At 66.3% G+C, this 12,289-nt stretch carries 10 protein-coding genes; 9 read left to right on the top strand and 1 reads right to left on the bottom strand.

What is annotated here, in order from left to right; translation table 11 throughout:
- Nucleotides 1-205: 205 nt before the first annotated feature.
- The 4 genes from BMZ17_RS18170 to BMZ17_RS18155 all read left to right on the top strand — a co-directional run bounded on the left by BMZ17_RS18170 (nucleotide 206) and on the right by BMZ17_RS18155 (nucleotide 4,092).
- Nucleotides 206-1,537 carry an MFS transporter gene (locus tag BMZ17_RS18170; protein WP_093142631.1) on the top strand — a complete coding sequence of 444 codons (1,332 nt, stop codon included), beginning with the start codon at nucleotides 206-208 and terminating at the stop codon, nucleotides 1,535-1,537.
- Between the two features lie 91 nt (nucleotides 1,538-1,628).
- Nucleotides 1,629-2,309 (top strand): fumarylacetoacetate hydrolase family protein, encoded by a 681-nt coding sequence (locus BMZ17_RS18165; RefSeq protein ID WP_217645855.1) that lies wholly within the window; start codon nucleotides 1,629-1,631, stop codon nucleotides 2,307-2,309.
- 29 nt (nucleotides 2,310-2,338) lie between these two features.
- Entirely contained in the window at nucleotides 2,339-3,103 is a 765-nt protein-coding gene (locus BMZ17_RS18160) for an SDR family oxidoreductase (RefSeq protein WP_093142620.1), read from the top strand.
- Nucleotides 3,104-3,135: 32 nt separating this feature from the next.
- Entirely contained in the window at nucleotides 3,136-4,092 is a 957-nt protein-coding gene (locus BMZ17_RS18155) for a 2-hydroxyacid dehydrogenase (RefSeq protein ID WP_093142615.1), read from the top strand.
- A gap of 59 nt (nucleotides 4,093-4,151) precedes the next feature.
- Here the strand turns inward: BMZ17_RS18155 and BMZ17_RS18150 are convergent, their stop codons facing one another.
- Nucleotides 4,152-5,060, bottom strand: coding sequence for a LysR family transcriptional regulator (locus BMZ17_RS18150; RefSeq protein ID WP_093142611.1), 909 nt, complete (start codon nucleotides 5,058-5,060; stop codon nucleotides 4,152-4,154).
- Between the two features lie 325 nt (nucleotides 5,061-5,385).
- Between BMZ17_RS18150 and kdgD the strand changes: the two genes are divergently transcribed.
- From kdgD to garD, 5 genes are all read left to right on the top strand, one after another.
- Nucleotides 5,386-6,303, top strand: a complete 918-nt coding sequence (gene kdgD, locus BMZ17_RS18145; protein ID WP_093142607.1) for a 5-dehydro-4-deoxyglucarate dehydratase — start codon at nucleotides 5,386-5,388, stop codon at nucleotides 6,301-6,303.
- Nucleotides 6,303-7,886: an aldehyde dehydrogenase (NADP(+)) gene (locus BMZ17_RS18140; RefSeq protein ID WP_093142602.1), complete on the top strand. Its 1,584-nt coding sequence runs from the start codon at nucleotides 6,303-6,305 to the stop codon at nucleotides 7,884-7,886. Before kdgD ends, BMZ17_RS18140 begins: the two co-directional genes overlap by 1 nt.
- A gap of 199 nt (nucleotides 7,887-8,085) precedes the next feature.
- Nucleotides 8,086-9,282: an OprO/OprP family phosphate-selective porin gene (locus tag BMZ17_RS18135; RefSeq protein WP_175485668.1), complete on the top strand. Its 1,197-nt coding sequence runs from the start codon at nucleotides 8,086-8,088 to the stop codon at nucleotides 9,280-9,282.
- Between the two features lie 27 nt (nucleotides 9,283-9,309).
- Nucleotides 9,310-10,668 (top strand): MFS transporter, encoded by a 1,359-nt coding sequence (locus tag BMZ17_RS18130; RefSeq protein WP_093142593.1) that lies wholly within the window; start codon nucleotides 9,310-9,312, stop codon nucleotides 10,666-10,668.
- A 28-nt stretch (nucleotides 10,669-10,696) separates the two neighbouring features.
- Nucleotides 10,697-12,238, top strand: coding sequence for a galactarate dehydratase (garD, locus tag BMZ17_RS18125; protein WP_093143895.1), 1,542 nt, complete (start codon nucleotides 10,697-10,699; stop codon nucleotides 12,236-12,238).
- The last annotated feature ends 51 nt before the right edge of the window (nucleotides 12,239-12,289 follow it).

Raw genomic sequence — 12,289 nt, 5'->3', positions numbered from 1 at the left:
TGGCAGGCATGCAACAGCCTCAACGCCGCGGACTGCGCAGGCATCACGTGCGCGCGAGGCCGTAGCCTCGGCACCTCACGCCTGCCACGACATCGACCTCATCACGACGACTGAAAGACGGCCCGCGCTGGGCCGGTTACGCGGCGACGCAGCCACTGCGCGCGGCGGTTCGCTCCATCACTTTCAGCAATCAACGAGGCTTCCCATGTCGCTCACTCCCGATAGCCAGACCGCACCGATCAGCGCGGCGGCCACCGCGCGCGGCTTACCGACCCGGCGCCGCTGGTTCATGCTGGTCCTGTTGTTGATCGCCACGGTCATCAACTACGTCGACCGGGTCAACATCTCCATCATCGCGCCCTTCATGGCCAAGGATCTGGGCCTGGACAAGATCCATATGGGGATGATCTTTTCTGCATTCGCATGGACGTACGCCATCGCGCTGATTCCCGCGGGCTTCATCGCAGATCGCTTCGGTTCGCGCATGACCTATGGCGTGTCGCTCATCACCTGGTCCATCGCCACGGTCTTCCAGGGCCTGGCCACCGGCTTCGCTTCGTTGTTTGGCTTGCGTCTGGTGGTGGGCGCCGCTGAGACGCCGGCCTTCCCCTCGAACATGCGTGCCGTGACGGCGTGGTTCCCGGCCCGCGAACGCGGGTTTGCCAGCAGCGTCTACGTCTGCGGCCAGTATCTGGGCACTGCGCTGTTCACTGGCCTGCTGCTGTGGATGGCCACCACGTTCGGCTGGCGCCACGTGTTCTATGCGACCGGCGCGGTCGGCATCGTGTTCGGCATCGTCTGGATGATGGCCTACCGCGATCCGATGTCGTGCAAGAAAGTCAGCAAGGAAGAACTGAACTACATCGAAGAAGGCGGCGGCCTGATCAAGGCCGGAAAACAGCTGACCCCGTTCAACTGGCGACAGGTGTTCACGCTGCTGCGCTACCGACAGGTCTGGTCGATCTGCATCGGCAAGTTCGCCAATACCTCGGTGCTGTATTTCTTCCTGACCTGGTTCCCCACCTACCTGATGGAGGAACGGAAGATGAGCACGGTCAAGGTGGGCATCTTCGCGGTCATGCCGTTCATCGGCGCAACTGTGGGCATCCTGCTGGCTGGCTTTATCTCCGATCTGTTGATTCGTCGCGGTACCTCGCTCTCCTTCGCGCGCAAGCTGCCGCTGGTGGTGGGCTCGGCGCTGGGCATGTCGATCGTGCTGGTCAATTTCACCGACTCCAACGTGCTGTGCATCGTGATCCTGACCTGTGCGTTCTTCGCCCAAGGCATTGCCTCGGCATCGTGGGCCGCGGTCTCCGAAGTGGCGCCGCGCCAGCTGCTCGGCCTCACCGGTTCGGTGACCAGCCTGGCGGCGAACATCGGCGGCATCGTGACCCCGCTCGTCATCGGCGCCATCGTCCAGTCCACGCACAACTTCGCCTATGCCTTCTGGTTCATCGGCTGCCTGGCGCTGATGGGGACGCTGTCGTATTCGTTCCTGCTCGGTCGCCTGCACCGGATCGAATTGAAGACGCCGTAAGGCCGTCGATGCCGGCCTGCGCGATCGGCAGCGAAGGCGCGGCGCCCACGCGGAAACACCCCACGCTTGAATCAATCAGGAAGAGATGACGATGTCCGTACCGCACGCACCGCAAGACACCACGCTGCCGATCAAGGGCAGCGACCAGCGCTTTCCCGTCGGGCGCGTGTTCTGCCTGGGGCGCAACTATCACTGGGGCACGCCGGATGCCGTGCGCGAGAAGCCGCTGTATTTCATGAAGCCGGCCAGTGCGGTGATCGACGCGCTGGGTGAGATCGCGTTCCCGCCGATGACCGACGAGTTCTGTCACGAGATCGAACTGGTGATCGCCATCGGCAACGGTGGTGCGAACATCGCGCCCGAGCAGGCCTTAAGCCACGTCTGGGGCTACGCCGCGGGACTGGATTTGACCCGGCGCGACCTGCAAAAGGCGGCCAAGGCGATCGGCCAACCCTGGGAGGCGGCCAAGGCCTTCGACGGTGCGGCGCCGATGACGCCCATCGTCCCGGTCGAGCCCTTCGGGCATGCCGAACAGGGCGCGATCTGGTTGAGCGTCAATGGGGTCGAACGTCAGCGTTCTGACCTTGATCAGCAGATCTGGTCGGCGGCCGAAGTCGTCGCGCTCGTGTCCGAGTACATCACCCTGCGTCCTGGCGATCTGATCATGACCGGTACCCCACCGGGCGTGGATGCCCTGCAGCCGGGCGACCTGATCACCGCGGCCATCGAAGGCATCGGCGAGATCGAAGTGCGGGTCGGCGCACGCGCCTGATCCTCTCCCACAGATAAGGAGCAACACCCATGACAACTCCCGACTCCCTCAGGGTCGCGCTGGTCACTGGCGCAGGTAGCGGCATTGGCCGCGCGGTCGCCAACAGCTTGCTGGCCGACGGTTTCACGGTCGTCCTGGCAGGCCGTCGGCTGGAACCGTTGCAGGCGGTGGCCGACGAAGCCAAGGCCAACGGCCAGCAGGCCCTGGCCGTTTCGACCGACGTCACCGACCCGGCCAGCGTGGACGCGCTGTTTGCCACCATCGAAGCGACCTACGGTCGACTCGACCTGGTCTTCAACAATGCCGGCATCAATGCGCCGGCCGTGCCGGTGGACGAGCTGGATCTGAGCCACTGGATGAACGTCATCAACACCAATGTCACCGGTGTGTTCCTCTGCGCGCGTGCCGCGTTCGGGCTGATGCGCAGGCAGGTGCCGCAAGGCGGACGCATCATCAACAACGGGTCGATCTCGGCGCACACGCCGCGCCCGTTCACTGCGCCGTACACCGCCAGCAAGCACGCGGTGGCGGGCATCACCAAGAGCCTGGCGCTGGATGGCCGCGAATACAGCATTGCCTGCAGCCAGATCGACATCGGCAACGCACTGACGGATCTGTCGGTGCGCATGACCAAGGGCGTGCGCCAGGCCAATGGCACGATCGCCGTCGAGCCGATGGTCGATGTCCAGCATGTCGCCGATGCCGTGCGCTATGTCGCGTCGTTGCCGCTGTCGGCCAACGTGCTGAACATGACCGTGATGGCGACCAACATGCCGTTCGTCGGCCGCGGCTGAGCCCGGCTGCAGATCAACAGTGAGATGACCCCATGAAACCTGTCGTGCTTCAGCTCAACCCGATCCTGATTCCAGACATCCTCGCGCGGCTGGAAGCGCAGTACACCGTGTATCGCTACTTCGAGCAGGCCGACAAGCCGGCCTTCCTGAGCGAGCATGGCGCCAGCATCCGCGGCGTGGTGACCGGCGGGCACACCGGCATCACGCGCGAACTCATGGCCCAGCTGCCCAAGCTGGAGATCGTGGCCATCAATGGCGTAGGCACCGACGCGGTCGATCTCGCGTACGCCCGCGAGCGCGGGATTCAAGTGTCGGCCACCATCGGTGCGCTGACCGAAGACGTGGCCGATCTGGCCATCGGGCTGCTGATGGCGGCCTGCCGTGGCATCTGTGCGGGCGATCGCTTCATTCGCGCTGGACACTGGAGCAAGAGTCCGACGCCGCTGGCGCCGTTTCCGCTGGCGCGCCAGTTCAGCGGGATGCGCATCGGGATCATCGGCCTGGGTCGGGTTGGCCGCGCGGTGGCCACGCGTGCGGCGGCCTTCGGCTGTCCAATCAGCTATACCGATCTGCAGGCCATGGACGATGTGCCCTATACCTTCGTGCCGGAGCTGATCGAACTGGCCCAGCAGAGCGATGCGTTGATCGTCGCCGCCGCGGCCGACAAGGCCGCGGGCATCATCAATCGCGCCGTGCTCGAAGCCTTGGGCGCGCAGGGCTATCTGATCAACGTGGCCCGCGGCAGCCTGGTCAACGAGCCCGACCTGCTGGCCGCGCTGGAAGCCGGCACCATCGCTGGCGCCGGGCTGGATGTCTTCGCCGATGAACCCCGCGTGCCCGAAGCGCTGTTCGATCGTGAGGATGTCGTCCTGCAGCCGCACCGCGCCAGCGCGACCGTGCAGACACGCACCCGCATGGGCGAGATGGTCCTGGCCAGCCTGGCCGACGGACTGGCTGGCAAACGGCCGGTGGGTTGCTTGACTAGCTGATCGATCGACGTGTCGTGCTGAAGCCGCAAGCAGGCGATGCCTGCTTGCGGCTTCAATGCTTACTCCCGGTCTTCAGGCGCTGGCAGCGGTGCGCCGATCTTTTCCAGCAGTTGTGGCAGCGCGGGATTGTCGTTGCCGTCCTTCCACACCAGGTGCAGCTCTACCGGGCGCGCCGGCGCCAGGCCGGTGACGTTGCGGTAGACGATGCCTTCGTAGCGCAGGCTGCTGGCCGCTTCGGGCACCAGGGCCACGCCCAGGCCGGCGCGCACCAGCGACAGCACCGAGTGCACCTGGCTGACGTGCTGCTCGTAATGCGGCGCCACGCCGACGCGGCTGAAGATGCGGCCGACCAGCTCATAGAAGTAGCGCGCCTCGTCGGGCGAATACATCACCAGCGGCTGGCGGTCGAAGTCGCGCAGCTTCAGCGTCGGCTGCTGCGCCAGCGGATGGTCCTGGGGCAGGGCGGCGATCAGCGTCTCGCGCACCACGCAGCGGCTGCGCATGCCGTCGCGGGTGATCGGCGGACGCAGCAGGCCCAGGTCCAGGCGGCCGTTGTCCAGGGCTTCCAGCTGCGAGTGGCTGACCATCTCCTTGAGCTGCAGGTCGATGTCGGGCAATTCGGTGCGCAGGTGCGCGATGGCCTCGGGCAGGAAGTGATAGCCGGCCGCCGCGGTGAAGCCGATGCTGGCGCTGCCGGCTTCGCCCAGGCCCACGCGCCTTGCGGACAGGCTGGCGCTTTCGGCCAGGCGCAGGATCGTGCGCGCCTCGGGCAGCAGGGTGCGCCCGGCGGGCGTCAGCCGCACCACGCGGTTGCTGCGGGTGAACAACGTCGTGCCGATGCTGTGCTCCAGCAGCTGGATCTGCCGGCTCAGCGGCGGCTGGGTCATGTGCAGGCGCGCAGCGGCACGGCTGAAGTGCAGCTCCTCGGCGACGGTGACGAAGCAGCGGAGCTGGTTGAGGTCGAACATTGATACCGCTCCTGGATGGTGCACTGCGCGAATCGTGGGCTTCGCGCATCGTGGCGGCAAGCCTGCCGGGCGATTTCTCCGACGGGGGCTTCGCGTCGGCGGATCGAATGCAGAGTCCGGTGCTTTGACGCGATGGCAAGCGACTATCGTTTTTAAATCAATGATTTGGGTTGGCGAGATTTGCCCTTTTCGGCTGAACGAACCTGTCAGACCAAAGTCTAAACAATACAGAATCGGCATCATTCCATGCTGGATTTGGCTTGGACGGGAATGGAACCGGCTCCTAGGATCGGCGCCGAACTCCACCGAGCCCTCCCCAGATCCCATGAGCAAATACACCCCGCAGGAAGTGGCCAAGGCGCTGGGCGCCGGCCTGCTGTCGTTCCCGGTCACGCACTTCAAGGCCGACGACCACGCCTTCGACGAAGCGGCCTACCGCAGCAACCTGCAGTGGCTGTCCGGCTACCCGGCCTCGGGTCTGTTCGCCGCCGGCGGCACCGGCGAGCTGTTCTCGCTGACCCTGGCCGAAGTGAACCAGGCGGTCAAAGCCGCAGTGGAAGAAGCCGGCGCCAGCACCCCGATCATCGCCCCGGCCGGCTACGGCACCGCGATCGCCATCGAGATGGCGCAGGCGGCCGAAGCCAACGGCGCCGACGGCATCCTGCTGTTCCCGCCCTACCTGACCGAATGCGACGCCGCCGGTGTGGCCGACCACGTCGAGCGCGTGTGCAAGTCCACCAAGCTGGGCGTGATCGTCTACAGCCGGGCCAACGGCAAGCTGGACGCCAACGCCGTCGAGCGCATCGCCGAGCGCTGCCCGAACCTGGTCGGCTTCAAGGACGGCGTGGGTGACGTGGATCGCATGACCCGCATCTTCGCCCGCCTGGGCGATCGCCTGCTGTATGTCGGTGGCCTGCCGACCGCCGAGACCTTCGCCCTGCCGTACCTGGAAATGGGCGTGACCACGTATTCCTCGGCGATCTTCAACTTCCTGCCCGAGTGGGCGCTGGAGTTCTACAAGGCCGTGCGTGCCCGCGACGTGGCGCATGTGTATCGCGAACTCAACGACTTCGTCCTGCCTTACACCGAGCTGCGCAACCGCCGCGCCGGCTACGCCGTGTCCATCGTCAAGGCCGGCATGACCGCGGTCGGCCGCAGCGCCGGTCCCGTGCGCACGCCGCTGGCCGACCTGACCGGCGAAGAGCTGGACATCCTCAAGAAGCTGATCGGAGACCGCAAGTAATGGGCACCCTCACCGGAAAGATGCTGATCGGTTCCACCGCCACCTTCGGTGCTGACGGCACCGTGCAGGGCCTGGATCCGTCCACGGGCGAACACCTCGCCCCCGATTACGGCCTGGCCAGCGCCGCCGACCTGGAGCGCGCTTGCGCGCTGGCCGCGGCGGCGTTTGACACCTATCGCGAGACTTCGCTCGAAGCGCGCGCCACGTTCCTGGAAACCTGCGCCGACGAGATCCTCGCCATCGGCGATGACCTGATCGTGCGTGCGATGGCCGAGTCCGGCCTGCCGCGTGCACGCCTGGAAGGCGAGCGTGGCCGCACCGTCGGCCAGCTCAAGCTGTTCGCCTCGGTCGTGCGCGAAGGCAGCTGGCTGGAAGCGCGCCTGGATCCGGCCCTGCCGGACCGTGCGCCGCTGCCGCGCAGTGACCTGCGCCAGCGCCACATCGCGCTGGGCCCGGTCGCCGTGTTCGGCGCCAGCAACTTCCCGCTGGCCTTCTCGGTGGCCGGTGGCGATACCGCTTCGGCGCTGGCCGCCGGTTGCCCGGTGGTGGTCAAGGCGCACAACGCGCATCCCGGCACGTCCGAGCTGGTCGGCGTGGCGATCCAGAAGGCGGTGGCCAAGTGCGGCCTGCCCGAAGGCGTGTTCTCCATGCTCTACGGCGCTGGTACCAAGATCGGTAGCGCGCTGGTGGCCGACCCGCGCATCAAGGCCGTGGGCTTCACCGGCTCGCGCGGTGGCGGCACGGCACTCATGCAGGTCGCCACCGCGCGCGCCGAACCGATCCCGGTCTACGCCGAGATGAGCAGCATCAACCCGGTCTATCTGATGCCCGAAGCGCTCAATGCGCGTGCCGAGGCGCTGGGCAAGGCCTTCGTCGGTTCGCTGACGATGGGCGCCGGCCAGTTCTGCACCAATCCGGGCCTGCTGCTGGCGATCGATTCGCCGGCGCTGGACACCTTCGTCACCGCTGCGGTCGACGCGCTCAAGGCCTCGGCCGCCAGCGTCATGCTGACCCCGGGCATCGGCAAGGCCTACGCCGACGGCGTTGCTGCACTGGTCGGCCACGACAAGGTCACCACGCTGGCGCGCGGCCTGCCGGCGGAAGGCCCCAACCGCTGCGAAGCGGCGTGGTTCACCACCGACGCCGATGCGTTCCTGGCCGATGAAGCGCTGCAGGCCGAAGTCTTCGGCGCCTCGTCCATGCTGATCCGCTGCAAGGACCAGGCCCAGCTGATCGCGCTGAGCGAACACCTGGAAGGCCAGCTCACCGCGACCCTGCACATGGACCAGGGCGACATCGCCCTCGCCAAGGCGCTGCTGCCGGTGCTGGAGCGCAAGGCCGGCCGCATCCTGGCCAACGGCTGGCCGACCGGCGTGGAGGTCTGCCACGCGATGGTCCACGGCGGCCCGTACCCGGCCACCTCCGACGCGCGCAGCACCTCGGTGGGCACCCTGGCGATCAAGCGCTTCCTGCGCCCGGTCTGCTACCAGGACCTGTTCGCCGAACTGCTGCCCGAATCGCTGGCCAACGGCAACCCGCTGGCCATCTGGCGCCGCACCGACGGCGTGCTGGGCAAGGACTGATCCACACCCCGCGTCAGGGCCTTCTGGTCCTGGCGCGGTCTTGCTTTTGCAACACCGAACACGCCGCGGCCTGAAGGCCCGCGACATCGCCAGCAGCGCAGGCCGGGAGGGCCAGCAGCACGCGCCGGCTGGATCACACGCACAGATCGATCAACCGGGCGCGTCCTTGCACGGCCCTACATCGTCAAGAGAGGGGATGATGAACTCCAAGCACTACCGCACCACCGCATTGCTCACCCTGGCTGTTGCGACGGCGCTGGCCGCACCGCTGGCGCAGGCCGAGACCAAGCTGGACAGCAATGGCTTCAACGCCTCGTCCGATGATGGGCAATACACCTTCGGCATCCACGGCCGCGTGCAGTTCGACGGCGGCTGGTTCGACAACGATGACCTGCGCACCGACAACGCCAACGGCACCGAGCTGCGCCGCGTGCGCCTGGCGGTGTCGGGCAAGTTCGGCGACTGGGGTTACGTGGTCGATTACGACTTCGCCAACGACAAGCCGGTTGGCCAGACCATCGCCATCTCGCATGACCTGGGCCCGGGTTCGATTGCCATCGGCCAGATCAAGCCGTTCTATTCGCTGGAATACACCACCGACGATCTCTGGGCTTCGATGCAGGAGCGCTCGTGGGTGGCCGACACGCAGGCACTGGGCTACCGCTACGGCGCCTCGTGGGTGGGAAATACCAAAGACAAGCAGTGGATCTACGGCATCAACGTCTACAACGAGGCCAACACCGACACCGATCGCAACAGCGGCCTGGGCGAGTCGGCCCGCCTGGTCTGGTTGCCGCTGGCCAAGGAAAACGGCCTGCTGCACCTGGGCGTGAGCGGCGGCCACGACGAGATCGGCCGCAACCAGAACGACGTCTACACCGGTACCAGCGCTTCGGTGCGCGCCGCCGGCCACCTGTCCGACCAGTCGCGCTTCACCCTGATCTCGCTCAACGACGGCAGCAAGGTGGACATCAACAAGTACTTGGGCGAAGTCGCTTATTCTCGCGGCCCGTTCTACGTGCAGTCCGAGGCCGGCAAGGCGCATTACGAAGATGGCGCTCAAGATGGCGACCTGAAGACCGGTTACGCCACGGTCGGCTGGTTCATCACCGGCCAGACCCGCGGCTACGACTTCAAGAAGGCCCGCTTCACCCGTCCCGATGGCATTGGTGAGCATGGTGCGTGGGAAGTGGCGCTGCGCTACGACACCGCGCATGGTGAGCAGGTCAACCGCGATATCGAGGTCAAGGCGACCACGTTGGGCGTGAACTACTACGCCAACAAGAACGTGATGTTCCGCCTGAACTACATCCATAGCGACGCGCAGGACAATCTGGCCCACGCCACGCTGGACAAGACCAACGCCATTACTGGCCGCATGCAGATCGCGTTCTGATCGCACTGACCTCGGAGCACGCTTCAGATGAATGCAACGACTGAAAAAAGAACGCGGATGCGGTTGTGGATCGTGCTGTTCCTGTTCATCGTCACGACGATCAACTACGCCGATCGGGCCACCCTGTCCATCGCCGGTTCCTCGATGCAGAAGGAACTGGGCATCAGTGCCGAGGAACTGGGCTTCATCTTCTCGGCGTTTGGCTGGGCGTATGTGACCTGCCAGATTCCGGGTGGCTGGCTGCTGGACCGTTTCGGCGCCAAGAAGGTCTACGGCTGGGGCATCGCGCTGTGGTCGGTGTTCACCGCGCTGCAGGGCGCGATCCACATCCTGCCGGGCGGGATGATGGTGCCGGCGCTGTTCCTGCTGCGCTTCCTGGTGGGCGTGGCCGAAGCCCCGTCGTTCCCCGGCAACAGCCGCATCACCGCGGCCTGGTTCCCGGCCAACGAGCGTGGTTCGGCCTCGGCGTTCTTCAATTCGGCGCAGTACTTCGCCACGGTGATCTTCGCCCCGATCATGGGCTGGATGGTGGCGACGCTGGGCTGGCACCACGTGTTCCTGGTCATGGGCGTCGTGGGCGTGTTGGCGGCACTGGTGTGGCGCGTGGTGATCTACAACCCGCGTGAACATCCCCGCGCCAACAAGGCCGAGATCGACTACATCACCGCCGGCGGTGCGCTGGTGGACATGGACAAGCCGGGCGAGAAGAAGTCGGGCAACCAGTGGTTCTACGTCAAGCAGCTGCTCAAGAAGCGCATGATGATCGGCGTGTACCTGGGCCAGTACGGCGTCAACGGCGTGACCTACTTCTTCCTGACCTGGTTCCCGGTGTACCTGGTGCAGGAGCGCGGCATGTCGATCCTCAAGGCGGGCTTCATCGCCTCGCTGCCGGCGCTGTGCGGTTTCGCCGGTGGCGTGCTGGGCGGCGTGTTCTCCGACTGGCTGCTACGCCGCGGGCACTCGCTGACCTTCGCCCGCAAGCTGCCGATCGTGCTGGGCATGGGCCTGTCGTCGGTGATCGTGGTGGCTAACTACGTGTCCACCGAGTGGATCGTGGTGGCGGTGATGGCGATGGCCTTCTTCGGCAAGGGCATCGGCGCGCTGGGCTGGGCGGTGGTGTCCGATACCGCGCCCAAGCAGATCATTGGCCTGGCCGGCGGCATGTTCAACATGTTCGGCAACATCGCCTCGATCACCACGCCGATCGTGATCGGTTACCTGGTCGGCAGCAGCGGCTCGTTCGCCTCGGCGCTGGCCTTCGTGGCCGCCAACGGCGCGCTGGTGGTGGTCAGCTACCTGGTGATCGTCGGCAAGATCGAACGCATCGAGCTGCGCGAACCGCCGCACAATGGTGCCGCGCGCCAGGTGCCCGCCACCCAGCATTGAAGACAAGGCCGCAAGCAAGGTGAACCTGATGTCCGCAGTCCCCACCCAGCCGCAATGGCGCAGCATCCAGCTGCGCCCCGAAGACAACGTCGCCGTCGTGGTCAACGACGGGGGCGCGCCGGAAGGTGCGACCTTCCAGGACGGCGTCACCACCATCGAGGCGGTCCCGCAGGGCCACAAGGTGGCTTTGGTGCCGATCGCCAAGGGCGCGGCGGTGATGCGCTACGGCACGCCGATCGGCTATGCCAATGCCGACATCGCGGTGGGGACTTGGGTACAGGAAAGCCTGCTGGACATGCCGGCCGCGCCGGAGCTGGACGCGCTGGACCTGAGCCTGCAAACCCCGCGCGACGTGCAGCCGCTGGAGGGCTACACCTTCCAGGGCTACCGCAACCGCGATGGCAGCGTGGGCACGCGCAACATCCTGGGCATCATGACCAGCGTGCAGTGCGTGGTCGGCGTGCTGGGCCACGCGGTGGAGCGCATCCGCACCGAGCTGCTGCCCAAGTATCCCAACGTCGATGACGTGGTCGCGATCAACCACGTCTACGGCTGTGGCGTGGCGATCACCGCGCCGGAGGCCATAATTCCGATCCGCACCCTGCGCAACATCGGGCGCAATCCCAACTTCGGCGGCCAGGCGCTGATCGTCGGCCTGGGCTGCGAAAAGCTGGTGCCGGAAAAGCTCCTTCAGGACGATGCCGACGCGGACGACAGCGCGGTCTATCGCCTGCAGGAAGCCACGATGGGCTTCCAGGACATGATCAAGAGCATCATGGACCTGGCCGAAACGCGCCTGCAGCACCTCAACGCCCGCCAGCGCGAAACCGTCCCGGCCTCCGAGCTGGTGGTGGGCATGCAGTGCGGCGGCAGCGATGCGTTTTCCGGCATCACCGCCAATCCCGCATTGGGCGTGGCGGCCGACCTGCTGGTGCGCGCCGGGGCGACGGTGATGTTCTCCGAGAACACCGAGGTGCGCGACGGCATCCAGCTGCTGGTGCCGCGCGCGGCCAATGAAGACGTGGCCAAGGCGCTGGTGCGCGAGATGGCCTGGTACGACAACTACCTCGCACGCGGCCAGGCCGACCGCAGCGCCAACACCACGCCCGGCAACAAGAAGGGCGGCCTCTCCAACATCGTCGAGAAGGCGATGGGCTCGATCGCCAAGTCCGGCACCTCGACCATCAGCGGCGTCGTGCCGCCGGGCGAGCGCGTCAAGGGCCGTGGCCTGCAGTACTGCGCCACGCCGGCCAGCGATTTCGTCTGCGGCACGCTGCAGACCGCCGCCGGCATGAACCTGCACATCTTCACCACCGGCCGCGGCACGCCGTATGGCCTGGGGATGGTGCCGGTGATCAAGGTCGCCACCCGCAGCGAACTGGCGCGACGCTGGTCGGACCTGATGGACGTCGATGCTGGCGTGGTCGCCACCGGCGACAAGACCCTGGACGAAATGGGCTGGGAGATCTTCCAGCTGTACCTGGACGTCGCCAGCGGCACGCAGACCTGGGCCGAGAAACACCACCTGCACAACGACCTGGCCTTGTTCAATCCCGCGCCGATCACCTGAGCGGCGCTGTATCCAATCTCGCGTCGATCACGGATCGATGCAGCACGTGAG

This window comes from Pseudoxanthomonas sp. GM95 (genome assembly GCF_900109775.1).
Classification (GTDB): Bacteria; Pseudomonadota; Gammaproteobacteria; order Xanthomonadales; family Xanthomonadaceae; genus Pseudoxanthomonas_A.
This window is presented reverse-complemented; position numbering and strand designations above follow the sequence as displayed.